Below are 24,516 nucleotides of genomic sequence, written 5' to 3' on the forward strand. Positions count from 1 at the left end.
CGCAATAAAGAACGATATAAGAGGCGACTGCATTAAAAATAGCCTAATCGCGCGTGAAGCGCGATTAGGCTATTAAGAATTCTTGCGAGTTTTAATTGTGGGTTCAGTTAGGGAAGACGAGTACCACGTGAACTAACATATAGGTCATACCATTCTTTTCGAGTAAGCTCCAGCTTGTCCGCATCGGCGCAGGCAGCGATGCGCTGCGGATTCACAGTCCCAATCACAGGCTGAATAGCTGCCGGATGTGTCATTAGCCAGGATAGCACTATGGCTTCGGGTGTTGTTCCTTTTTTATCTGCAATTTGTTTAACCATGGCGGCTGTCTGGACGATATTCTCTGGCTGATCCTCTAATGAACGTCCGCTAAATATGCCTTGTGCGAGTGGGCCCCAAGCTTGAAGCTGAATGTTCTCCATTCGGCAATGTTCAAGGGTTCCTTCGGGAAAGGTAATATCCTTCCAAGGTTCACGGTTTACACTGATTCCAGCATCGACCCAGCTGAGCTTGGCTAGGCTCATGTGTAGCTGGTTTACGATAAAAGGTTCATCGCAATAGGCTTGCAGCATTTTGATCTGCGCTGCACTCATATTGGAGACGCCGAAATGACGAACCTTACCAGCTGTCTTCAATTGATGTAATGCGGAGGCCACTTCCTCCGGATCCATTAAAGGATCAGGTCGATGCAGCAGCAGAATATCAATATATTCCGTTCCTAGTCGTGATAATATTCCATCCACACTGCTTAGAATATGCTGGCTTGAGAAATCAAAGACATTAGAACTGTCTCCAGGCTCCATTAGCTTAATACCGCACTTTGATTGGATAATGATTTCTTCGCGGAGTCCTGGGCGTTCTTTAAAGATCTGACCGAATACCTTCTCGGCTTTACCACGGGTATAAATATCTGCGTGATCAAACATATTGATACCAATAGATTGTGCAGCGTCGACGGCTGCATGTCCTTGCTTAACATTCTCGGTGGTAATCGGTTCATGATCCCAGCCCCCACCAAATCCCATACAACCTAGAGCAATACGGCTGGCTGGTATACCGCGCTTGTTTAAAGGCAGCGTTCTCAACAATGTGATTCCTCCCAGGGAAATATGATTGCGTACACGTACATATTGTACACGCTTAGATTCTAGTATGGTATTTATTGTCTCTGGAAAAGCAAAAAAAGAGTAGAGGCCCTAAGGACTCTACTCTGTATTAAGTGGTGTTCCAATGTCATTCAACTTGCGTGCTACAACATCATCATAGAGACGTTGCAGCCATTTTAGTTCAATAAGGGTGTGTTCATAGGTGCCGTACATGAGATGAAGGGCGGAACGAGGAACAATAGGAATATGTTCTTCATATACCTGATAAGCCAGATTCACCTGATGTTCGGTTTCCCGAATACGTTCTTCGAGCAGCTTCTCCACCTTGTTTTGATCAACATGACGGGACATGGCTAGAGCCATATACATCGGATGATAGAAGGGCTCGTTCTTTTTAATTTGCTGTAGAATTAACTGCTCGAATAAATTTTTACCTTGCTCAGTAATACCGTAAATGGTTTTGTCTGGGCGATCACTGCTGCTAATCACTTCTAAAGCTTCGATATAACCATCTTGTGCAAGTTTATCGACAGCGTAGTAGAGAGACCCAAGCTGGAGCTTTGTAATCCGGTCCATGGAGCGCTCTTTCATGACTAGTGTAATTTCATAGGGATGCATATTTCGTTCAAGCAATAGTCCGAGAATAGCCAATTTCATCGACATATAATTACCTTTTACCCTCGGACGCCTGAGCAGTTTTACTCGGGATGGTGAGGCGGTCTTTCGGCATCAGCAGCACAAAGACTAAACCAAGGACGGCAGGAATCATGGCCCACATAAAGGTATGTGCGATTGAAGAGGACAGTGCACTAGATATTTTCTCCAAAATTTCAGGTGGAATCTTGGCTCTTGCTTCAGGTGTCAGGGCTGCCCGTGGATCGCCGAAGGCTGCTGACTGCTCACTTCCGCCAAAAGCTTCGCTAATGCTGCTAGTGAAGTTGTTACGCTGAATAATACCGAAGATCGTAATCCCCAGCGTCATCCCAAGCGAGCGCATAAAGGTACTTGTTGAAGTTGCCGAACCGCGTTGGCGCATATCGAAATTATGGATAGCTGCCATGCTTAGCACGGAGAAGGAGAAGCCCACGCCGAATCCAGTTAAGGCCATGAATACATTAAGCATGAGACGGGAGGTATCTGGTGATAAAGTGCTTAGACTGTAGACACCTGCTACAAAACAGACAGCGGATAGGATCATAATGTTGCGGAAGCTGGTTTTGGTTGTAAGTAGCCCACCGGTCTGACTGCCCACGACCGTACCGATCATCATCGGCATGAGGATCAGTCCAGAGTTCGTAGCGGAGCCGCCAAATACGCCCTGTACAAAGATAGGAATGTAGATGGTGGCTACGATAAAGGCAGAGCCATAGAACAAGGCTGTCACACTGCTTGTTGCAAACAACCGTTTACTGAACATCGCGAACGAGATAACAGGTTCAGCCGCCACTCTCTCAATGAGGATGAATGCCAGCAAGAGTACAGCGAAGCCGGCGAATAAGCCGAGAATGACACTGGAATCCCAAGCGTATTGATTGCCTCCCAGTTCTAGCGCAAACATTAGGCAGATAATGGCGCCGACGAGAGTGAAGGCTCCGCCCCAGTCGATGCGCTGTTTAGCGTGAGAGATCGATTCTTTGTACGAAGTTGCGATCAGAAACAGTGCAATAACTCCGAGCGGCAGGTTAATGTAGAATACCCATTGCCAGCCTACATAGTCGGTAATATATGCACCTAATAATGGTCCGAGTACACTGGAGATTCCGAAGACGGCACCGAATAGGCCAGTCAGCTTTCCTCTTTTTTCAGGCGGGTAAATGTCGAAAACGATAGTGAAGGCGATAGGCATTAGTGCACCGCCGCCGATCCCTTGAATAGCCCGGTAAATACTGAGTTGTGTAATACTGGTTGCAGTACCGCACAGTGCTGAGCCAATCAGGAATACAATCAGTCCGAACATGAAGAAACGTTTACGTCCATACATATCCGAGAGCTTGCCGAAGATTGGGGTCCCAGCCATTACCATGACCATATAGGCCGAAGTGACCCATACGATTTTGTCCAGACCGCCAAGGTCGGAAACAATGGTTCCCATAGCTGAAGCTACAATGGTATTGTCCATCGCGGACATCAGAATACCGAGCAGCAGGCCGATAACTACGAGTTTAAGATTACTTTCTTTAGTATGCATGCTTCGCAGGCTCCTTTTTCTAATAGTGATAAATCCGTTCAAAAAATGTTCATAGGTTAGAAGCAAAATTTATTATATTCAAATTTGAATAGGGTAGCAATAGTTTTTTTAAAATATAAGAAGTATAAGTTTCACACCATACTATATGTCTTATATTTCTGCTTAAACGCTAACCGTCCTTATATAGATACCGAAGGCGTTTATGCTTGAAAAAATGGGATTTAGGGGATAGGAAATAAAGAACATCTCTTGACATACCCTACGGGGGTATATTATATTATTGGCAAGGAGGCTGATCCTTATGTCTACTAGTAAGCAAGAACAAACTGAGAAATCCTGTGAAGCTGACTGTCATTCTTCAGTATCTGGAGAACGAATGAGTCATCATTCGACAGATTTCAAAAATGGTTTGAATACTCGCCTCAACCGGATTGAAGGCCAGATCCGCGGGATAAAGGGTATGATAGAGCGGGATACTTATTGTGACGATGTGCTCAATCAGCTCGCAGCGGTTCAAGCGGCACTAAACGGTGTTGGTAAGATGCTGCTGGAAGGGCATATGAAGAGTTGTATTGTTGAACGAATCGAAGCCGGTGAACATGAGGTTATCGATGAGCTGCTAATCACGGTTAACAAATTAATGAAATAATAAGCTAATGCTTCTTAAGCATAGCTTCATAACATTTACTGGAGGTAATAATAATGTCGAACGCTACATTAAATGTCGAAGGAATGTCTTGTGGTCACTGTGTCAACTCTGTAGAGAAGGCTGTAGGTAATCTTGGAGCTACTGCTAAAGTTGATCTTGCAGCTAAAAAAGTTTCCGTTGAGTATGATGAGAACAAGGTGAGCCTTGGAGCTATTAAAGAAGCTATTGAAGAGCAAGGGTATGATGTAGTTTAATTTGAAGCACAGTAATAAGGCTTGGAGCTGTTATGGGGATGCCATAAGCTCCAATGCCTTTTCTTTTTATAGAAATTATCATACTCTATAGGGGTATGAGGAGGCTTTGGAATCATGGATAAGTTAAAAATAACAGCTTCACCCAATGAACAGCAAGCGACCGTACAGATTACAGGCATGACCTGTTCTGCTTGTGCAGCTCGAATTGAGAAAGGTTTGTCCCGGATGGAGGGTGTTTCTCGCGCAAATGTAAATTTGGCCTTGGAACAAGCCACTGTCGGATTTGATCCTTCTGTATCAGGGTTACCACAAATTGAAGATAAAATCCGCGCTCTTGGTTATGATACCGTCAAAGAGACCGCGGATTTTGATATATCAGGCATGACCTGCGCTGCATGCTCGGCGCGGATCGAAAAAGTGTTGAGTCGTACGCCGGGGATCGCAGCAGTGAATGTGAATTTAGCGCTGGAAACGGCACATGTAGAATATACTCCCGGTAATATTCGTCCAAGAGAGATCATGGAGAAGGTAAGCAATATCGGATATAAAGCTACACTTAAAGAAGACCGCAAGGATCATGTGGACCGTCGTGTACAGGAAATTCAGCATAAGAAGTGGAAGTGGATCATTTCTGCTATTCTTTCTTTCCCGTTGTTATGGGCGATGGCAGGTCATTTCTCATTCACAAGCTGGATTCCAACACCGGAGATATTTATGAATCCTTGGTTTCAGCTTGTTCTGGCGACCCCCGTACAGTTTATCATCGGCTGGCAGTTCTACGTAGGCGCGTATAAAGCACTTCGTAACGGGAGTGCCAATATGGATGTGTTGGTCGTACTGGGGACATCAGCAGCGTATTTCTACAGTCTTTATCTGACGATTGATTCATTAAGTATGAAGGGAATGAATCATACCACCCAAATGTATTATGAGACGAGTGCTGTACTCATCACGCTCATCCTCGTCGGTAAATGGTTCGAGGCGCTAGCCAAAGGTCGTTCCTCTGACGCCATTAAGAGCTTAATGGGGCTTCAGGCAAAGACGGCTCTCGTGATCCGTGATGGCAAAGAAATGAATATCTCGACAGATGAAGTGATTCCTGGCGATATTGTATTGGTGAAGCCCGGAACAAAGGTGCCGGTGGATGGCGAGGTAGTAGAGGGTTCCTCTTCTGTGGACGAGTCTATGTTGACCGGAGAAAGTATTCCTGTAGAGAAAAAAACCGGAGATACCGTTATCGGTGCTACATTAAATAAGAATGGGATCTTAAGAATTAAAGCTAACAAAGTAGGAAGAGACACTGCACTCGCTCAAATCATTAGAGTAGTGGAGGAGGCCCAAGGCTCCAAAGCGCCTATCCAGCGGATCGCGGATGTCATCTCAGGTATTTTTGTACCGATTGTTGTAGGCATTGCGATGATCACTTTCTTGGTCTGGTACTTCTGGGCAGCACCTGGTCAATTTGCCGATGCCCTTGAAAAAGCTATTGCGGTGCTCGTAATCGCTTGTCCATGTGCGTTAGGTCTTGCAACGCCGACCTCCATTATGGCGGGATCGGGCCGCGCTGCGGAGCTTGGTATTCTGTTCAAGGGTGGTGAGCATTTAGAAGGCGCACAAGGGGTTAAGATCGTTGTTTTGGATAAGACAGGTACGGTTACAAATGGTAAGCCCGTGCTGACTGATATCGTGACTACCACTGGAATTGCCGCTTATGGTAAAGAAAGCGCCGAGAATCGTTTATTAGCTTTAACTGCGGCAGCTGAGAAATTATCAGAACATCCGCTTGCGGAAGCCATCGTAGCAGGAGCTGCTGACAGAGAATTGATCTTACCCGCCGCTGAACAGTTTGATAATGTACCTGGACGGGGAATTATGGCTGTTGTCTCCGATCAACAAGTTAGGGTGGGTACACGGCGTATGATGGAAGATCATCAATTGGACATCACAGAGTGGACCCCAGTCATGAAGAGACTGGAAGAGGCAGGAAAGACAGCTATGCTTGTAGCGGTGGGCGATGAGATTGCCGGGATTGTCGCTGTTGCCGATACGATTAAACCAACCTCAAAAGCAGCTGTAGCTGCGCTTCATGCGATGGGCATAGAGGTCATTATGATTACAGGTGACAATAAAATCACCGCAGAAGCTATTGCGAAGCAAGCAGGTATTCGAAAAGTGTTAGCAGAGGTTCTGCCGGAAGGCAAAGCGGAGGAAGTTCGTAAGCTGCAGCGGAATGGGACAAAGGTAGCTATGGTTGGAGATGGCATCAATGATGCTCCTGCACTGGCTACTGCAGATACGGGCATGGCGATCGGTACAGGTACGGATGTAGCAATGGAGGCTGCAGATATTACACTGATGCGGGGAGATCTGAAGAGCATACCCGATGCCATTATGATGAGCCGTAAAACGATGAGTAATATTAAGCAGAATTTGTTCTGGGCACTTGCATACAATACAATAGGTATACCGATTGCTGCACTCGGATTTCTAGCTCCATGGCTAGCTGGAGCTGCGATGGCATTCAGTTCTGTGTCCGTCGTTTTGAATGCACTTCGTTTGCAGCGGGTAAAGCTGTAAGAGAAACCTAACTATGTAAGGAGTGGGCGCTGTGCAAGAAAACAACGAGACAATATCTCTATTAATGAACCATGCATCTGTCCGCAAGTATCAGGATAAGCCAGTAAGTGAAGAGCTGCTTGCAGCTATTATTGAAGCAGGCCAAATGGCTTCGACTTCCAGCAGTGTACAAGCCTATAGTGTCATTGCAGTGACTGACCCGGCTCTAAAAGCAGAGCTTGCCGGATTAGCGGGTAATCAGGCTTATATCCAACAATGCCCAGTCTTTTTGATCTGGTGCGCGGATTTATATCGGCTGCGTGAGGTCACAAAACCTCATTTACAGGGAGAGACATCGTATGAAGATTCTGCGGAGAACCTTATTGTAGCTACCGTTGATGTTGCGCTTGCTGCTCAGAATGCTGCTGTAGCTGCGGAATCACTCGGGCTCGGGATTGTTTATATCGGCGGAATCCGTAACCGGATCGGGGAGGTTTCTGATTTGCTTGGACTGCCTGAGCTGGTTTACCCGATATTTGGAATGTGTGTGGGCTATCCTGATGGAGCTACAAGCCTGCGTCCGCGTCTGCCATTAGAGGCTGTTCTACATCGCAATCGCTACAATGCCGAAACGACAGTGGAGCAGGTCAAGACTTACGATAAAATCTCTTCAGACTATATGCGTGAGCGGACTCATGGTGCCAAGGATACACCTTGGTCTGTGATTATGGCAGAACGGTTGGCACAGCCAGCGCGAATGCATATGAAGGAATTCCTTCTCGGAAAAGGATTTTTCAAGAGGTAGTCTAGTATTTCGCTTAAAGAGGCTGCCCTATTCGTAGTTAAAACTATGGATAGGACAACCTCTTTTTTTTTGTGAAGGTGACAGTTGTCATCTTAAAGAAATGACAGTCCATACTAATGTCTGGTCTCCTTTTTCCATATGATTGAAATAGATCAAACGCATTCGGAATCGGAGGGGTTACGAAATGGACAATGTTATTGAGATGAATGGAGTTAGCAAATTATATAAGGATAAGAAAGCAGTAGATAATATCAGCTTCAACATTGCCAAGGGTTCGATTACAGCTATTCTTGGACCAAACGGAGCAGGCAAAACAACAGCATTGGGAATGTTATTGGGGCTATTAGAACCCACTGAAGGTACAGTGAAAATATTTGGACAACATCCAAAAGATAAAATCGTACGTGAAAAGACCGGCGCGATGCTGCAAGAGGTAAGTGTGATGGATCGGCTGAAGGTTCGGGAGATCATTGCTCTGATCCGTAGCTATTATCCACAGCCGATGGATATGGAGTTTCTAATTAAAGCTACAGGGCTTGCGCCAGCGGATCTGAATAGATACGCTGAGAAGCTCTCGGGCGGTCAAAAACGTAGTCTAGGCTTCGCCCTGGCCCTGGCAGGTGACCCAGAGCTGATCTTTTTCGACGAGCCTACGGTTGGACTTGATATTACTTCCCGGCGGCGTTTCTGGGATACGGTTCGTGGACTTGCGGAGCAGGGTAAGACGATAATGTTCACGACACATTACTTACAGGAAGCTGAAGATATTGCGGATCGTATTCTGTTGTTTAGCAAAGGCCATTTAGTTGCAGACGGAAGTCCAGATGAGATTAAATCGCGGATTGTAAAGCGTTCGGTGTCCTTTTTGCCAATAGGTGATCGATCTAAATTACGCAGGAGCCTGCTGGAACTAACCGCTATTGAAGATTGTTATGAAAAGGAAGGTCGAATTCATGTGACGACAGACGATACGGATGAAGCGCTGCGAGCGATTTTTGTTAATGGGCTTCCCGTGAAGGATGTTCGGATCGATCAGGGACGTTTGGATGATGCTTTTGAACAATTGACCATGAACCAAGAGGAGGCTATCTAATGATGAGATTAATTACTGTACAGTGTAAAGCCGAGATGCTGCGGATCATCCGTAATCCTTATTACGTGTTCTGGTCCTTGCTCATGCCCATTATGTTCTACTTCATCTTCACCCGCGTGGTTAATACAGGTAACGATGACCCGACTTGGCGCGCTCACTACTTAATGTCGATGGCAACCTTTAGTGTAATGGGCTCAGCGATTATGACGCTTGGCATCCGTTTAGTACAAGAGCGAACACAAGGCTGGACCACCTTTATTCGGATTACCCCGCTACCGGGTTCTGTTTATTTCTTCGGAAAAATGTTCGGGCAAACGATGATGCATCTGTTTTCGGTCATTTGTATTTTTATCGCAGGATATTTAATCAACAGTGTCTCCTTATCTGCGGGTCAATGGGTGCTTAGTGGGCTATGGATTTTGATCGGTTCCCTTCCATTTTTGGCGATTGGTACGCTTGTGGGTGCTATGAAACGGGTGGATACAGCTAGTGGAGTCAGCAACGTGATTTATATGGCGCTTGCTGTAGCGGGGGGCATGTGGATGCCGATTGAGATTTTGCCGCAATTAATGCAGAAGATTGGTCATTGGTTACCTTCCTACAACTATGGAAATGGGGCATGGGAGATTGTGCGTGGCTCAGCTCCGCATTGGAGTAATGTCTTGATTTTGCTCGGGTATTTGGTAGTTTTTATGTTACTATCGGTTTATATCCGAAAAAAACAGGAAGCGGTGTGAATGAATGGCTGAGCGTGCGCAGTTCCGGTTATTTCCACAAAAACAAGGGTTTTTCCCTTATGTATGGGCTGTTTATCTGGTTTTGCCCATCCTGAATTTGCGTGGGGAGACTGGATTGAAGCTCATTCTAGGCGGGTTGATGATAGCGGTGTTTGCCATCAGCTATCGCCAGCTGTATTGGGTTCGGGGTGGAGTCTTTAATGTCTGGCTAATGATTCAAATGGTGATCATCGTGGTGCTTAGTTTGTTTTATACGCCCTTTAATCTTTATATGGGCTTTTTCACCGCAAATTTTATAGCTTACTATACGGAGAATAAAGGGTTCAAAATTGCATTTACTTCTTTTGTGGTCATGGTACTTTCTGTGCTGGTCTTAGTGGGTCGTGAGATGGAGTGGGGAAGCATGATATTTTTAGCTCCATTTATCATTATTATGTTGATTAGCCCATTCGGAGTGAGATCCATGAATCGGAATCAGAAGCTGGAGAAAGAGCTGGATCAAGCCAATGAGGTGATTAAAGAGCTGGTGAAGCGTGAGGAACGGATGCGAATCGCTCGTGATTTACATGATACGCTCGGGCATACGTTGTCCTTGATTACATTAAAAAGCCAACTCGTAGAGAAGCTGGTGACCAAAAATACGGAGCGAGCCCAAGAGGAGGCGCGGGAAATTCAGCGTACTTCGCGGGCTGCGCTCCGTCAGGTGCGTGAGCTAGTGTCGGAAATGCGTGCGATCTCAGTAGCAGAAGAACTGGCAGAAACCGGGGAAATGCTGCGCACGGCGGAGATTGCCCTGGAAGTGGAAGGGGATATCTCGCTAGAGGGAGTATCCGATCTGACGCAAAATATTCTCAGCCTTTGCATCAAAGAAGCGGTGACTAACATTGTGAAGCATAGTAGAGCAGATAAATGCTTTATCGGGGTGGAAAAGACCGCCGGAAAAGTTCGAGTTACCGTTAAAGATAACGGAATTGGCCTCCAGAACGGTGAGAGATGTAATGGTGAGCTTAGTGATGGAAATGGTATGAAGGGGATGGCGGAACGACTATCCCTGATTGATGGCTCTCTGTCGCTAAGCTCAGAAGAAGGTCAGGGAACTACGCTGATCGTTATGATCCCTCTAATCGTTAAGGAAGCAACAGGAGGTGAGAGTGCATGATAACCATCGTTATAGCGGAGGATCAACGTCTGCTTCGGGGAGCGATGGCATCCCTGCTGGATCTTGAGGATGATATCGAAGTCGTCGGAGAGGCCTGTGATGGAGCTGAGGCGTTAGCTTTAATCGACAGGCTTCAGCCGGACGTATGTCTCATGGATATTGAAATGCCGTTCAAGAGCGGGCTGGAGGTTGCAGAAATATTGCGGAGTAAAGGCTGTCCGACTCGAATTATCATCTTGACTACCTTTGCCCGTCCGGGCTATTTCGAGCGTGGAGTGAAGGCTGGTATACAAGGGTATTTGTTGAAGGACGAGCCTGTAGATAAGCTGGCCGAATCTATTCGACGTGTCATGGCTGGACATCGGGAGGTATCCCCCGAGTTAGTTTTTGGTAGCTTGCGGGAAGAAAATCCACTAACAGCACGGGAGCGAGAGATTTTAAAGCTGGCTGGTGAAGGGCAAACGGCGGCGGAAATCGCGTTTTCGCTACACCTTTCTTATGGAACTGTTCGCAATTATATTTCTGAAATACTCAATAAGCTGGAAGTGAAAAGTCGAATTGAGGCGGTACGACTGGCAGAGGAAAAAGGTTGGATTTGAGGGGAGCAGGGCATTATTATGCAAATATTTCTGATTCGTCATGGTGATCCGGACTATTCCATAGATGGTCTAACAGAATTCGGGCATCAGGAAGCAGCAGCACTAGGAAAACGCATGGCATCTATAGGTCTGGATGAATTATATGCTTCACCACTGGGTAGGGCACAGACAACAGCCAGTTATGTGGCCAAAGAGACGGGACTTGTCATTCATACAGAGCCTTGGACCCACGAACTGGATTGGACAGAGATTATGTTGGATGGACAATTGGCATCTATTTGGGATAGCCCCGGAGAACATATTAGCGAACTATCGAGTGGAAAAAGAGTATGGTCTGATGAAACAGATCATTGGTTGAAGCAAGAGGAATACAGATTGCGGTTTAGCGAATTACAAACGGCTTCAGATCAATTCTTGCTTCGACACCATTATAGAAGAGAAGATGGCCTTTATCGTATCCTTGAGCCGTCTACCAAGAAGATTGGAGTAGTATGCCACGGTGGCTTTGGTCTCGCATGGCTAGCTCATTTATTACAAATTCCGTTAGCCTTGACTTGGTCCGTATTCTGGCTTGCGCCAAGCTCGGTAACGACGATCTTGTTTGAAGAGCGCAGCAAGCACTTTGCGGTTCCTCGATGTATTGGACTAGGAGACGTTTCCCATCTTTATGCTGGCGGCATGAGCTATCGCCCACGGGGATTAATGGGCAATCATGTTTAAGGTGAATGATGAAGAGCGAGTAAGGATATTTCTTAATGAGTGAAAGCCATCCCTGAGAGGATGGCTTTTTTGCTGGATTTTATATGATCGGAATAGGTGACTTTTCAACGTGGATTTAGTTTCACCTGTGAACCTTTACCACCTGTCTGAATGCCAGTATCCTTCGTTCCGACTTCCTTCAGGTCAGTTACTAGTCGCTCCAAAACGGATTTGGAAGCAGCGGCTTCTTTGGCGCCGGATGCCTTCACAACTAATTGCACTGGCTTGCCGGAGCGAAGATGCTTGTCTGCCTGACGGAGCTTCGTATCGTAATCATGCTCCTCAATATGAGCAGTGAAGCGTAGTTCTTTGACCTTCTCTTTGCTGCCACCTTTTGCAGCTGGGCCACCACTAGCCTTGCGTGCTGAGGCTGCCTCCTTCTGCGCGGCCGCTTTTGCTTTGCCCTTTGCAGTTAGGCTACAGGGCGGCGGGCTGCTCATTAGCGAGGTACAAACTAGATCTGCACCTGCAGCGCGAGCCATTGCTAATGCCTCTTCTCTAGATACAATGCCCAGCTTCTCACCTCTAAGTCCAGTTAGGACTACTTCGGATGCTCTTATTTGTTCATTGATTAATACTGCCACTTCTATGAATCCTCCCCTGATAACTAAAGATAAAGCTATCATATATGGAACTAGCTTGAGGTTCAAATGTGAAGAGTAGGATTTGTGTGAAAAACATTGACCTAAATCCGTAACTTTTGGGAACTTCGTGGGCACTTGTATATAATACGGAAGAAGGGAGCGAGCGAAGGTATGCTTCAGTATATTGAAGAAGCGAGACGAGGAGACCGTCAAGCTTTTGAACAGATCGTTAGGCATTTTACACCAATGGCGAATGCAGTTGCGTATGAAAAGCTCCACGATTATCAATTAGCGGAGGATGCTGTGCAGGAAGCCTTCACAGAAGCCTTCCTGAATTTGAATAAATTACGGACAGTAGAGGCATTTCCGGGCTGGTTTAAAGCGATTGTTACAAGGCAATGTTATCGAATCTTGCGAAGAAAGCAGCATCCTGCATTACCCTACGATGAAGCTGTGCAATCGACAGAATCTTCATGTAGTGTGGCGGACATTATTGAGAAAAAAGAAGCGCGGCGTCTGCTTCACGAGTCTATAGCTGCATTGACATCCAATATGCGGATTGCCGTTCAATTATATTATTTTCAGGGATATTCCCTTCAAGAGATTGCTGACTTTCTGGGAACCTCAGTCCCGGTATTGAAGAAACGACTCTTTGATGCTCGCCGCAAGCTTAAAGGTGCGCTACCTGTTGCGGATGTCCTCTCCGTGTTCAATCATTTGTACGAAGGAGGAAAAGGTGTGCTTCATATTGTAAACGGAGATGTAGTGGGAGATAAGCTGCGTCAGGGAATTGTGCAAGGGGATGTATTAGTATGGAGAGAGGTCTACTCTCATGGGCCGGTCTTTTTAGAGCCTGCGGAACAGAATAACCGCTTAGTAAGAGCGCATTATTTAGAACAAACGATGGGGATTCCGCAGAAGGAATTTATACAGAGCAGTAAGGAACAGGAAAAGATCTTAGCTGATTTTCATAAATATGATGAAGTTGTATTATGGTTCGAGCATGATCTATTCGATCAGACGATGCTGTGCTATTTGCTCCATTGGTTCTCGAAGCAGAAGAAGGGATCCACGAAGCTGAGTTTATTGTGCATTGGAGAATATCCCGGCATTGAGCTGTTTCGAGGACTTGGACAACTGTCTGTAGAGCAAATGGAGACTTTATCAGGAACGTGGAAGTTAATCGGCGACAAGGAGCTAGAGTTAGGCCAATCACTCTGGGAAGCCTATGTATCACCTAATCCAGAAACGCTGCAACAACGTTTAACCACAGATACGTCCACTTTGCCATTTGCACATGACGCCTTCATAGCGCATTTATCTCGGTTCCCATCAACCAATAATGGACTTGGTATCGTAGAACAGATGACTCTGGAGATGATTCATGCTGGAATGAACTCCCCTTACGAGTTGTTCAAAAATGTGGGGGATAAGTTACATATCTTAGGTATGGGCGACTTGCAATATTGGCATATTCTAAGACAGATGGCACAACGCCCGTACCCATTGCTGCAAACCTATGGGTTCAATGATTTTCCTGGTTATAACGATCCAGTAATGCCATTCATAGACTGCGAGCTTGCATTAACCGAGCTAGGCAAAAGTGTATGGGCTGGAAATGAAGACTGGGTTCAGAAAAAAGGAATCGATGAATGGTATGGAGGGGTGCATCTGCAAGGATCGACTCCACGCTGGCGATGGAATTTTTCTTCGCAAACGATTCAATGATATAAAGATTGTAAGTTAGAGAAGGGGCTGTCTCAAAAGTAGTGAATGCTACTTAGAGGCAGCTTCTTTTCTTGAGAATAATTAGGGGGAAAATCCCTGAAAAATACTGATTTTTGCTTTAAATGAATGGAATTAGGGAATTTATCCCTAAAATCGGGGTAATATCTATACTTTTCAACAAATCGGTCGAATTTTAGGGAGATATTCCCTAATCACTAGACAAATGAACAGAATATCAGATTTTTTAGGGAGAAATTCCCTGATTATCTATCAGAGGCTCCGCGGACGGAGTGTTGTTTCAAACTCTTTTCAAAACGTTGAAGCCTGCCGCAGTTTTTTACTTTAGTCATTATTCATAAACGTCTTATGATAGGCGTTACGATATTGGGTTGGTGTCATATTTTCGTATTTGCGGAAGAGGCGCATGAAATATTTATCGTCGGTGAACCCCGTCTCTATCGCGATTTCCCTCACGCTGAGGGCGGTTCTGGTTAGCAGCTCCTTCGCTTTAGTCACACGTACGGAATGAATATACTCCAAAGGCCCCATCGAGGTGTGTTGTTTAAATAGACGAGCTAAATAATCCTTGTTGTAATTGAATTTCTCCGCGATGATGGCCACCGTAAGAGGCTCTCCTGCATGAATCCTTGTCCACTCGGCTATTTTGACAAAGGTGACATCTTGCTGCGGACGGATTAGCTTACTGGCGAACGGCTGAAGCGCATGCTCAGACAGCTCAATTAAGAGTGAGGTTAACAAATAATTAACACTGGAATAGGTCAAATATCCTGAGTTAGCTACATGGAGGATTTGATTTGCCAGAATATGAATCCTGTCACTGTGCTCGATTTTTATGAACTGCGGCAGATATAGATCATGTACAGACCATAAGCGCTGTGTACGCGACAAGATTTCTCCTGCTTCAGGCTTCATTTCCTCCTCACTCAGCAATACCCCCTCGTGGGTCAGCTCGAAATGAAACCAATAAAATTTAACCCCAGGCCATGATTCTCTATAGCCGACATGCGTGCAATTAGGCATGAGCAGTAGAGCTTCGTCAGGTCCTACTTCAAAGCGTTTATTTTCCTCACTTAAATACACCGTTTCATTCACGCCTATGATTAGCTCGTAATTGCCCATTGCACGTTCTACATGTTTCCATGGTGTTTCTGAGATGAATTCTCCTGCCGCCGTAAAATGAACAGGTACATCTGCATTTATTTTCAAATAGGTCATGCGGTCCTCCTAGCCATCAATAAGTCGGATTTGTCCACTGTTTGTATGGCTGATCTACCGACAAATCAACGTTCGGGTGTTATCTTATGGATACAAATATACACTTGTCATATCACCCTGACAAGATTGCGAGGGAGCGATTTCATTGAAGACGCAAGCTTTTGCTTTGCAGAATGTACGCATTGAGTCAGGTCCGCTTCTCCATGCGATGGAATTAAATACGGATTATTTACTCATGCTGGAGGCTGATCGTCTTCTGTCGCGTTTTCGTGAATATGCTGGCTTAGAGCCTAAGGCTGCTCACTATGAAGGCTGGGAATCTCAAGGCATTAGCGGCCATACACTAGGTCATTATCTATCTGGCTGTGCGTTAATGTATGCCTCAACAGGGAATGAAGAGCTGTTTAAACGCGTGAATTATGTAGTAGATGAACTAGAGCTGTGTCAGGCTGCGCATGGTAATGGCTTCATTTCCGGCATTCCTCGTGGCAAAGAGTTATTTGAGGAAGTGAAGGCAGGCGATATTCGCTCACAGGGCTTTGACCTTAACGGGGGTTGGGTGCCGCTATATACGATGCATAAGCTGTTTGCAGGTCTCCGCGACGCTTATCGCTTGGCCGGCAATCAGAAGGCGCTCGTTATTGAAACGAAGCTGGGGCTGTGGCTTGAAGATATTTTCGCAGGGCTCAGTAAAGATCAGATCCAAGAGGTGCTGCGTTGTGAGTTTGGCGGTATGAATGAAGCGCTGACGGATTTGGCAGAGGATTCCGGGGATGAACGTTTCCTTGCTTTAGCCGAAAGCTTTTACCATGGAGAAGTCCTTAATGATCTTGCCGAAGAAAAAGACACATTAGCAGGAAGACACGCCAATACTCAGATTCCGAAGATTATTGGTGCGGCAAGACAGTATGAGGTAACGGGACAGAAGCATTATGCAGGCCTCTCTCGCTTCTTCTGGGATCGGGTCGTTAATCATCATTCATACGTGATCGGCGGCAACAGCTATAATGAGCATTTTGGCGAACCGGATAAGCTGAACGATCGATTGGGAGAGGGTTCATGTGAGACGTGTAATACCTACAACATGCTGAAGCTGACCAAGCATATGTTCCAGTGGGATGCTTATGCGGTATATGCGGATTACAACGAACGTGCAATGTATAACCATATCCTAGCTTCTCAGGAGCCGGTAGATGGACGTGTGTGTTATTTTGTATCTCTCGAAATGGGTGGACATAAGTCGTTCAACTCCCAGTTTGAGAGCTTTACATGCTGTGTAGGCTCAGGAATGGAAAGTCATTCTATGTATGGATCAGCGCTATACTTCCATAGTGAGGATGAGCTGTATGTTAATCAGTACGTGCCTTCAACGGTGACTTGGAAAGAGCAGGGTGTCCGTCTGACGCAGGAGACCAAATTCCCAGAAGAGGGACAAGGTGTATTGCGGATCAGCGCAGTGCAGCCCAGGAAGTTCGCATTGAAGCTAAGATACCCGTACTGGGCTGAGCAAGGAATGAGCGTTAGCGTAAATGGTGAAGTCGTGCCTGTGAATGTAGGTAAATCCAGCTACCTAGCTTTGGATAGAGTATGGCAGGATGGAGACGTTGTCGCATATGATATTCCGATGTCGGTAAGAATCGAAGCGATGCCGGATAACCCGAATCGTATAACGTTCCTTTACGGCCCCCTTGTGCTGGCAGGCGATTTCGGGCCAATAGATGCGGAGCTGAATCGTGACCGCGCGCTTGCTTCCGTATTAATCGGTGATCGCGAGACGCTAACAGACAGCCTCATTCAGTCAAATGTGAGCAAAAATGTGTTCCGGATGAAAGGTTTAGGATATGCAGGAGACCATGAGCTTCGTCCATTCTACCCTATGCATGATCATCGTTATTCCGTGTATTGGGATTTGTTCACGTCAGAGGAGTGGAAGCTGGTGGAGGCTGAATATCGCGAGGCTGTTGAGAACAATCTAGTACTTGAACAGCTAACCGTAGATTCGGTGCAACCTGCTGAAATGCAGCCGGAACGAGACCATAATTTCAAAGGGGAGCATGTAGGCTTAGGCAAAATCTACAACCGCAAGTATCGCGATAGCTGGATCAATGGCTGGTTCTCTTTCACAATGGAAGTCTTGCCAGAGGAGCAAGTGGATCTGGTGGTAACGTACTTGAAGTCCAACGATACTTCGGTGGCCTTCGATATTACGGCAGATGGTGAACGGCTTGGACTAGGTGTCCTTGAGTCTGAAGAGATGAACAAGCTGGTGACGATTCGTTACGAGCTTCCGCAGTTGGTCACGGGTGGTGCATCAGCTACTACAATCAAGTTTGCTTCGCATGAAGGACATAAGGTGGGCCAAGTGGCCGGACTACGTATCGTTAAACGTAATTCTTGAATAATAAAGCTTCGAGAATTATAATAGGAGCAATTCTTTTAATTGAGGTGAAATGGATGTCGTTCCGTATCGTTCGAAGTAACTAGTTATCGGGCTGGGTGAAACGCGTACCAGCTATCAAGGGAGAAGTCTATCCTTTTGATCCATGAACTAGAGCTTTGAACGGTGCCATAGGCAGCTATTTCTATAAAGCCAGGCACTTAACCTATTTAACTTAGAGAACCGTGTATTTGTGAATGGTTTTTTACAGTGGGATGGTGGGGGTTGCCTGGCTTTTTTGCATTCAATTGAAAGAGGAGGAGAACGTGATGTTAAAAAAGAGTCTAGCCCACCTAAAGTGGTGGATTTGCGGTTATATTTTATTGGGTTTTACGATTCAGCTGCTGAGTAGTTTAGGGATTGTTGTGTTTCAAAAAATATTAGACAAGGCCACGATGATGGGCAGCTTTGGTGAAATATTGAATTTGATTATGATGTATGGGGTTTTGCTGGCTGGGGTGGTAATTCTAAATTATGTAGATGAATACCCTAGCGTGTATTTATCGAACAGTATAACGGAGCGATTAAAGATACTTGCACTATCTAAAATATCCAAAATCGACTATCAAGCCTATCAGGATATCGGCACAGGGCAGATGATTAAAGTGATCGAGAATGGAGCGGCGGCTGGGAACAGCATGATTTTCTCCTTTTTCCTTAAAACATTACATGAGTTATTGCCCACGCTGCTGTTCAGTCTCATCTTTATCAGCTTCTATGATTTAAGGATCATGGTAGTCATTGCAGCGGGCTACGTGGTCGTCTTTTTGATAACGAATCTGCTGTTGAAATTTCTGTATGCGATGAAGGCAACCATTCTACAGGAACAAGAAAAGATGTCCAGATTCTCTATCCGTGGATTTATGGAATTGGTCGTCTTCCGGACGAACAAAAGATATGAGAAAGAGATCGATAAATTAAGCCAGACCGCACGCACTATCATTCACAAAAATGCTCAGCTACAAATGATCCATGAAGCTTTTTTCGCGATATTTGAGTTGTTTGTCACGATTATTAAAGTTGTTGTCCTGATTTACGGTGTAAAAAGCATTGTCGCAGGTGAGACATCACTTGGTATTGTGGTCGCTTTGTTTATGTTTATTGATAAGATTTATTCGCCGATTGCTATCTTCAATGTCCTCTTTGTAGATTACAGACTGAATAGAGTGACCTACAAAAGATTCGAGGAATTTATTCATGCCCCAGAAGATAAGAATCTAGAACGAGGAGAAGTTATCACTGAGATCCAAGGTAATATTGAATTTAGGGATGTATCTTTTGATTATGGACAAGTGAAGATCTTGAATCATCTATCCTTTTCGATTGCGAGAGGAACGTCGGTTGCTATTGTCGGATTAAGTGGGGGCGGGAAATCAACCCTGATTAAGTTAATCGTAGGCTTATTAAAAAAGGACGAAGGTGAACTCTTATTGGATGGTAAAGATATCGATGAGATCCATCTGGATAGCTACTATGATCATATCTCTTACTTATCACAAGACACGCCGATTTTTGACGCTACGATTAGGGACAATATTATATTTGATGAGCATTCCTTATCCGATGAAGTGTTGTATGAAATTTTGGAGAAGGTTCATCTGCAGGAAAAGGTAAGCCAATTACCGGATCGTCTAGATACATTGGTAGGTGAAAAAGGCGTCAAATTATCAGGCGGGGAAAGACAGCGATTAGCTTTTGCCAGAATCATTGCTCAGAAAAGAAACATTCTAATTCTGGATGAGCCAGTGTCAGCACTTGATAATATTACGGAGCAAAGCCTTATGGAGACGATTTTGCAGGAATTTCAGGACAAAACCATCATTATTGTTGCACACCGGCTAAATTTTATAAAAGATGTTGATAAGATACTGGTAGTGGATCAAGGTTCGGTCGTGGGTGAAGGGAAGTTTGATGATTTGATAGCGCATTGTGAAGCTTTTAAAGCGTTGTGGAATAGAAAAATATCGTTTACAAATGCTGATTAAATTGTTAACCTCTTCTAAAAAGAGGTGCAGTCTATGGCATGGCCAACACATATTGTAGCAGCAGGTGGATTCGCAGAAAATGAACAAGGAGATATCCTTTTAGTAAAGACGCATGATGGTGGATGGGTATTCCCTGGTGGACAAGTAGAGGTCGGAGAGAACCTGGTGGATGCATTAATTCGAGAGATTAAAGAGGAAAGTGGAATAGATGTCACGGTATCTCAATTGATTGGTGTGTATTCGAATACAGGCATTCATAAATGGTATGACGGTGTAACAGATGTTCCTACTAAGGTCATGTTTGATTTTATCTGCAAGCCCGTGGGTGGGGAATTATGTACCTCGGAGGAAACCTCTGAAGTGATGTGGGTGGCAAAAGAGAAAGTGCTTGATTGGATTACACAACCGGCTATTCGTACCCGCTATCAAGCTTATTTGGATTACGATGGGAATACGAGGTATATGGATTATGTAACTGGGGACACGTTTGAAGTTAATTTGGATCGAACGGTGTAAAATAAAAGTGATAGGCCATCCTGCAAAGGATGGCTTTTTTGATTATGCTTTGATGCCCTCAAAGGCAGAGGTGATCAAATATTTCACAAAAGCTTCGTCTAGCTCATCCCCTGTGACTAGAAGCCGATAAAATATCGGTCCATAGAGCAGATCAATCGTGATCCCAATATCCAGCTCCGTTTTTAATTGGCCTCGGGTCACCCCGCGCTCCAACAACTGTCGCGCCTCTTGGCGGCGGGGAGCGAAGAACCTCGCACGATAGGCCTCAGCAAGGCCAGCATCGAATTGTCCCTCACCGATCAATTCGGTAATTACTTTTCCTTCTCGGCTGCGAAAAAAATTAGCCAGATTCGTGGCATGGATCATAATATCGTCCCTGACCGAACCGGTGTCCGGCACTGGCAATCTTGCGGATGCTGCAGTGAGGTAGCCGTCCATGACGACAGCTGCTTTGTTAGGCCACCATTTATAAATGGTCGCTTTACTTACCTTGGCCCGTTCCGCAATTTTCTCTACGGTCACCGCACCAAATCCAGTCTCCAGCAGTAGATCATACGATGCTGCCAGAATAGAAGCCTCCGCTTCGTTATTGCGCGGCCGTCCTCTTTTTTTATCCATAAGAGATCCCTCCCGACTAATCTATCCTTTATTTTACTTGCGATCAAAAAAAGATACTGTACGTTCATTATACAAAATATTTTAAGAAGTAGCCAATCACCTATTTACAAAACTGAACGTTCAGTATATATTTAAACCAATTAGTAAACGTTACGTACAGTATTTAATATCGAAGGGTGGAGATCTTATGAATCAAGGTAATCAAATGAATCCTGTTAGTTCAGTAAATCCGGCAAAGGAACATTCGGAAGGAAAAACGATCCCTGGATGGATTACATTGTTACTGGCGGCCTCCTGCGGACTTATTGTGGCTAATCTGTATTACGCCCAAACCCTGATCGGACAGATTGCCCAAGCTACGCAGCTTTCTTCTGGGGCAGCAGGTCTGATTGTAACTTTGACTCAGGTAGGATACGTTCTTGGACTTTTGTTCATAGTACCGCTTAGCGATATTATTGAAAATCGCCGCCTGACTGTGGCGTCACTGGCTGTGGTGGTGGTGTCACTGGTAGCAGCCACACTAGCTCCGAATGCTGCAATCTTTCTGGGAGCGTCTCTGTTCATTGGCCTCGGTTCCGTAGCTGCCCAGATTCTTGTGCCGTATGCGTCTTTTCTGGCTGCTGAAGAGCAGCGCGGCCGGGTGGTCGGTAATGTAATGAGTGGGCTGCTGCTCGGCATTATGTTCGCCCGGCCACTGGCTAGCTTTGTCTCTGGATTGTGGGGCTGGCATGCGATTTATGCCATATCGGCAGTAGTGATTGCCTTATTAACACTTCTATTGTCCCGTGTGCTGCCGCAGCGCCAGCCTGTGCCTACAATGAATTATGGTGGATTGATCCGTTCGCTAGGTACTTTACTGAAGAATACGCCAGTGCTGCGCCGCCGGGCAATATATCAGGCTAGCCTGTTTGGCGCTTTCAGCCTGTTTTGGACGACAGTCTCTTTGCATCTGTCCGATACGTATCATTTAAGTCAGCAAGGCATTGCCTTGTTTGCACTGGCTGGAGTAGCCGGGGCTATCGCTTCTCCCATCGCCGGGAGATTAGCCGACCGCGGCTGGACCCGGTCGCTGACCGGTCTTGCGTTTGTGCTGGCAGCTGTGGCTTTTCTTCTAGCTTACTTGTTTCAGGAGGATTCGAGAGTAACCCTTGGATTGCTGGTCGCAGCGGCCATCATGCTGGATATGGGGGTATCGGGTAATCTAGTGCTTGGACAAAGGGCGATTTATTCCCTTGGGAACGAGGCGAGAGGACGTTTGAACGGATTATTTATGGCGATATTTTTTGTAGGAGGAGCCGTTGGTTCTTCACTGGGGGGCTGGGCATATGCGTACGGCGGCTGGAGTCTGACCAGCTTGATCGGGCTGGCTCTGCCGATCTTAGCCTTCCTGTACTATTTAACGGAGAAGAAGCAAGCGTAAGAGGTTCAAATAAAGGCATTACAAGGACTGCTCTCCAGGCTGAATATATTCAGCCTAGAGAGCAGTCTTTTTTGGAATTCCTAAACGGTATAAGGATTTTGGCGAATCATTTGAATAAGGTTTGCCGCCGAGGCGGATAACGGTTCATTTTTTCGCGTACAAATCGCAATGCTATTCTTCAGATGTATGCCTTCAACATAAACTCGGCATAACTCTCCCCGTTCAACATCTTCGCGAACAACGAGTGAAGAGACGAAGTTGGCGCCATACCCGGCGATAACGGCTTGGATCGCTTCATGAAGTCCGTTAAATTGCAAAGAGATTGTGGGAGCTGGCGTATTATATGTACGGCATAACGATAATAATCGCTCTCTCGTCGAACTCCCTTCCTCACGCATGACAAAAGGCTCCTTCATCATTTCGGATAAAGAAATCTGCTTATTCGCATAGGGGTGATGGGGTGCGACCACAAACCATAACTCATCCTGAAATAACTCCTCTGTCCGGATCGTATCTGGATAGGCCTCGGAAATCCCTCCGTAAATCGCCATATCCACGTCTACATTTAACAGCTGCTTCAGGGCATCGCTTGAATTGGTGGTCGTAATCACCATTTCTACTTGCTCATATTGTTGCTTGAACTTTGCGATCCAGGTAGGGATAAGGAAATGAGCAGGCAAATACGTCGCGGCTAGGCGTATACTTCCATTCGTGCCGTTAACATAATCCTGAGTGAATTGTTCGATCTGCTGTTCGACAGCGAACAGTCTTTTTGCGAGTAGGGCAAGCTCCTCACCCGCATCCGTTAAAGCAATTCCTCTACCTTGAGGCTTGAACAGGGCGAAGGATAGTTCCTTTTCGAATTTCTTGATCTGAGCCGTAATCGCAGGCTGACTGATATTTAATACTTCAGAGGCGCGTGTCACGCTACCCGTTGATGCGATCACATGGAATAAGCGTAAGGCGTGTAGATTCATGGTTAAGCTCCTATCTGCTATCGTTTGATTCATATATTAAATATATAGTTTAGGTTTAAAGATATATTATATTTATGATTATAACTGATTTACAATACAGGTATAAAGTTGAAGTTGAAGTTGAAGTTGAGTTTGAACTTGAATCTTTAGTTAGGGAAAAGGAGTAACGAAGAGGAGGTTTGGAACTGTAGGAGCGTCAGTGATCGACTAAAAGCTTTCCGTAGGAAAGCTCACTTCGTAAGCATAAGCTCTCCGGATTTCAACCACTAGTATTGGTTATAAAGGAAATCTGGAGACAACAGCGGTCGGAAGTCCAAACCCGCCTCGTAGTTACGACTGATCCCTAAATGGGTAATAACAGGTTTATTTTAACTAGAAGTTATTTCAAAGGAGAAGTGATAAATATGAATCAAACGAATACATGGGATAAAGTCGATCAGTACATTACAGAGCGCCTAATTCCGCAGGACTCCGTGCTGGAGGAAGTATTGACCGCTAATCAATTGGCAGGGCTGCCGCCCTTTGATGTCTCACCAAGTCAGGGCAAATTCCTTAACCTATTGGTTCAAATGAAAGGGGCACGCCGGATTCTGGAGATTGGCACTTTGGGTGGGTACAGCACAATTTGGATGGCAAGGGCGCTCCCGTCTGACGGACATATCGTTACTTTGGAGCTAGATCCGTCGCATGCTCAGGTGGCTGGGGCTAATTTCTCGCTTGCTGGGGTGGACGATGTGATAGAACTGCGTATAGGAGATGCGTTGGGGCAATTGTCTCAGATGAAGCAAGAGGGCGTGGAACCCTTTGACTTTATATTCATTGATGCCGATAAACCCAACAACCCTAACTATTTACAATGGGCGCTTCAATTTTCCCGGCCCGGTACGGTGATTATAGGCGATAATGTGATCCGTGAAGGTGAGGTCATTAACAAGAATAGTAAAGATCCTCGTGTTGTAGGCGTTCGCGAATTTTATGATCTGTTGGCTAAAGAGCCTAGGATTTCGGCTACTGCCCTTCAAACGGTAGGGAGTAAAGGGTATGACGGATTCGTATTAGGGATTGTGAATAGCTAAGTTATGTATTGCAATATCCAACAATTGTAATATAATC

At 45.5% G+C, this 24,516-nt stretch carries 22 protein-coding genes; 15 read left to right on the top strand and 7 right to left on the bottom strand.

Annotation, left to right across the window (positions count from 1 at the left end):
• Positions 1-107 precede the first annotated feature (107 nt).
• From CA600_RS07725 to CA600_RS07735, 3 genes are all read right to left on the bottom strand, one after another.
• A complete protein-coding gene (locus CA600_RS07725; RefSeq protein ID WP_256989779.1) occupies positions 108-1,085 on the bottom strand; it encodes an aldo/keto reductase in 978 nt (325 codons plus the stop codon).
• Positions 1,086-1,202: 117 nt separating this feature from the next.
• Positions 1,203-1,766, bottom strand: a complete 564-nt coding sequence (locus CA600_RS07730) for a PadR family transcriptional regulator (protein WP_042184294.1) — start codon at positions 1,764-1,766, stop codon at positions 1,203-1,205.
• 4 nt (positions 1,767-1,770) lie between these two features.
• The gene (locus tag CA600_RS07735; RefSeq protein WP_094869660.1) at positions 1,771-3,291 is read right to left on the bottom strand and encodes an MDR family MFS transporter; all 1,521 of its coding nucleotides are present in this window, start codon (positions 3,289-3,291) and stop codon (positions 1,771-1,773) included.
• Between the two features lie 376 nt (positions 3,292-3,667).
• On the opposite strand from CA600_RS07735, the gene CA600_RS07740 reads away from it, so the two are divergent.
• The 9 genes from CA600_RS07740 to CA600_RS07780 all read left to right on the top strand — a co-directional run bounded on the left by CA600_RS07740 (position 3,668) and on the right by CA600_RS07780 (position 11,863).
• On the top strand, positions 3,668-3,940 hold the full coding sequence (locus tag CA600_RS07740; RefSeq protein ID WP_256989783.1) for a metal-sensitive transcriptional regulator: 273 nt from the start codon (positions 3,668-3,670) through the stop codon (positions 3,938-3,940).
• 53 nt (positions 3,941-3,993) lie between these two features.
• Positions 3,994-4,194: a copper chaperone CopZ gene (copZ, locus tag CA600_RS07745; RefSeq protein ID WP_042184300.1), complete on the top strand. Its 201-nt coding sequence runs from the start codon at positions 3,994-3,996 to the stop codon at positions 4,192-4,194.
• 114 nt (positions 4,195-4,308) lie between these two features.
• Positions 4,309-6,771 carry a heavy metal translocating P-type ATPase gene (locus tag CA600_RS07750; RefSeq protein WP_094869662.1) on the top strand — a complete coding sequence of 821 codons (2,463 nt, stop codon included), beginning with the start codon at positions 4,309-4,311 and terminating at the stop codon, positions 6,769-6,771.
• Between the two features lie 31 nt (positions 6,772-6,802).
• Positions 6,803-7,555 carry an oxygen-insensitive NADPH nitroreductase gene (gene nfsA / locus CA600_RS07755; protein WP_094869663.1) on the top strand — a complete coding sequence of 251 codons (753 nt, stop codon included), beginning with the start codon at positions 6,803-6,805 and terminating at the stop codon, positions 7,553-7,555.
• A gap of 184 nt (positions 7,556-7,739) precedes the next feature.
• Positions 7,740-8,648, top strand: a complete 909-nt coding sequence (locus tag CA600_RS07760) for an ABC transporter ATP-binding protein (protein WP_094869664.1) — start codon at positions 7,740-7,742, stop codon at positions 8,646-8,648.
• Positions 8,649-8,650: 2 nt separating this feature from the next.
• Positions 8,651-9,385 (top strand): ABC transporter permease, encoded by a 735-nt coding sequence (locus CA600_RS07765; protein WP_094869711.1) that lies wholly within the window; start codon positions 8,651-8,653, stop codon positions 9,383-9,385.
• A 4-nt stretch (positions 9,386-9,389) separates the two neighbouring features.
• Positions 9,390-10,544 carry a sensor histidine kinase gene (locus tag CA600_RS07770; protein ID WP_143812121.1) on the top strand — a complete coding sequence of 385 codons (1,155 nt, stop codon included), beginning with the start codon at positions 9,390-9,392 and terminating at the stop codon, positions 10,542-10,544.
• On the top strand, positions 10,541-11,143 hold the full coding sequence (locus tag CA600_RS07775) for a response regulator transcription factor (RefSeq protein ID WP_042184310.1): 603 nt from the start codon (positions 10,541-10,543) through the stop codon (positions 11,141-11,143). Before CA600_RS07770 ends, CA600_RS07775 begins: the two co-directional genes overlap by 4 nt.
• An 18-nt stretch (positions 11,144-11,161) precedes the next feature.
• A complete protein-coding gene (locus CA600_RS07780) occupies positions 11,162-11,863 on the top strand; it encodes a histidine phosphatase family protein (RefSeq protein ID WP_094869665.1) in 702 nt (233 codons plus the stop codon).
• Between the two features lie 104 nt (positions 11,864-11,967).
• Here the strand turns inward: CA600_RS07780 and infC are convergent, their stop codons facing one another.
• On the bottom strand, positions 11,968-12,486 hold the full coding sequence (gene infC, locus CA600_RS07785) for a translation initiation factor IF-3 (protein ID WP_094869666.1): 519 nt from the start codon (positions 12,484-12,486) through the stop codon (positions 11,968-11,970).
• A 171-nt stretch (positions 12,487-12,657) separates the two neighbouring features.
• On the opposite strand from infC, the gene CA600_RS07790 reads away from it, so the two are divergent.
• Positions 12,658-14,214, top strand: coding sequence for a sigma-70 family RNA polymerase sigma factor (locus CA600_RS07790; RefSeq protein ID WP_094869667.1), 1,557 nt, complete (start codon positions 12,658-12,660; stop codon positions 14,212-14,214).
• Between the two features lie 342 nt (positions 14,215-14,556).
• On the opposite strand, the gene CA600_RS07795 is transcribed toward CA600_RS07790, so the two are convergent.
• Positions 14,557-15,450, bottom strand: a complete 894-nt coding sequence (locus tag CA600_RS07795; protein ID WP_094869668.1) for a helix-turn-helix transcriptional regulator — start codon at positions 15,448-15,450, stop codon at positions 14,557-14,559.
• Between the two features lie 145 nt (positions 15,451-15,595).
• Between CA600_RS07795 and CA600_RS07800 the strand changes: the two genes are divergently transcribed.
• The 3 genes from CA600_RS07800 to CA600_RS07810 all read left to right on the top strand — a co-directional run bounded on the left by CA600_RS07800 (position 15,596) and on the right by CA600_RS07810 (position 20,388).
• Entirely contained in the window at positions 15,596-17,848 is a 2,253-nt protein-coding gene (locus CA600_RS07800) for a glycoside hydrolase family 127 protein (RefSeq protein WP_094869669.1), read from the top strand.
• A gap of 308 nt (positions 17,849-18,156) precedes the next feature.
• Positions 18,157-19,872 (top strand): ABC transporter ATP-binding protein, encoded by a 1,716-nt coding sequence (locus CA600_RS07805; protein WP_094869670.1) that lies wholly within the window; start codon positions 18,157-18,159, stop codon positions 19,870-19,872.
• 33 nt (positions 19,873-19,905) lie between these two features.
• A complete protein-coding gene (locus CA600_RS07810; protein WP_094869671.1) occupies positions 19,906-20,388 on the top strand; it encodes an NUDIX hydrolase in 483 nt (160 codons plus the stop codon).
• Positions 20,389-20,430: 42 nt separating this feature from the next.
• Here CA600_RS07810 and CA600_RS07815 read toward each other — a convergent pair whose 3' ends face one another.
• Entirely contained in the window at positions 20,431-21,006 is a 576-nt protein-coding gene (locus CA600_RS07815) for a TetR/AcrR family transcriptional regulator (protein WP_094869672.1), read from the bottom strand.
• A 187-nt stretch (positions 21,007-21,193) separates the two neighbouring features.
• On the opposite strand from CA600_RS07815, the gene CA600_RS07820 reads away from it, so the two are divergent.
• Entirely contained in the window at positions 21,194-22,426 is a 1,233-nt protein-coding gene (locus tag CA600_RS07820; protein ID WP_256989780.1) for an MFS transporter, read from the top strand.
• 80 nt (positions 22,427-22,506) lie between these two features.
• On the opposite strand, the gene CA600_RS07825 is transcribed toward CA600_RS07820, so the two are convergent.
• A complete protein-coding gene (locus tag CA600_RS07825) occupies positions 22,507-23,403 on the bottom strand; it encodes a LysR family transcriptional regulator (protein WP_094869673.1) in 897 nt (298 codons plus the stop codon).
• 404 nt (positions 23,404-23,807) lie between these two features.
• Between CA600_RS07825 and CA600_RS07830 the strand changes: the two genes are divergently transcribed.
• The gene (locus CA600_RS07830) at positions 23,808-24,479 is read left to right on the top strand and encodes an O-methyltransferase (RefSeq protein ID WP_094869674.1); all 672 of its coding nucleotides are present in this window, start codon (positions 23,808-23,810) and stop codon (positions 24,477-24,479) included.
• Positions 24,480-24,516: the final 37 nt, after the last annotated feature.

Source organism: Paenibacillus sp. VTT E-133280, from assembly GCF_002264385.1.
GTDB classification, from domain to species: domain Bacteria; phylum Bacillota; class Bacilli; order Paenibacillales; family Paenibacillaceae; genus Paenibacillus_AQ; species Paenibacillus_AQ nitricinens.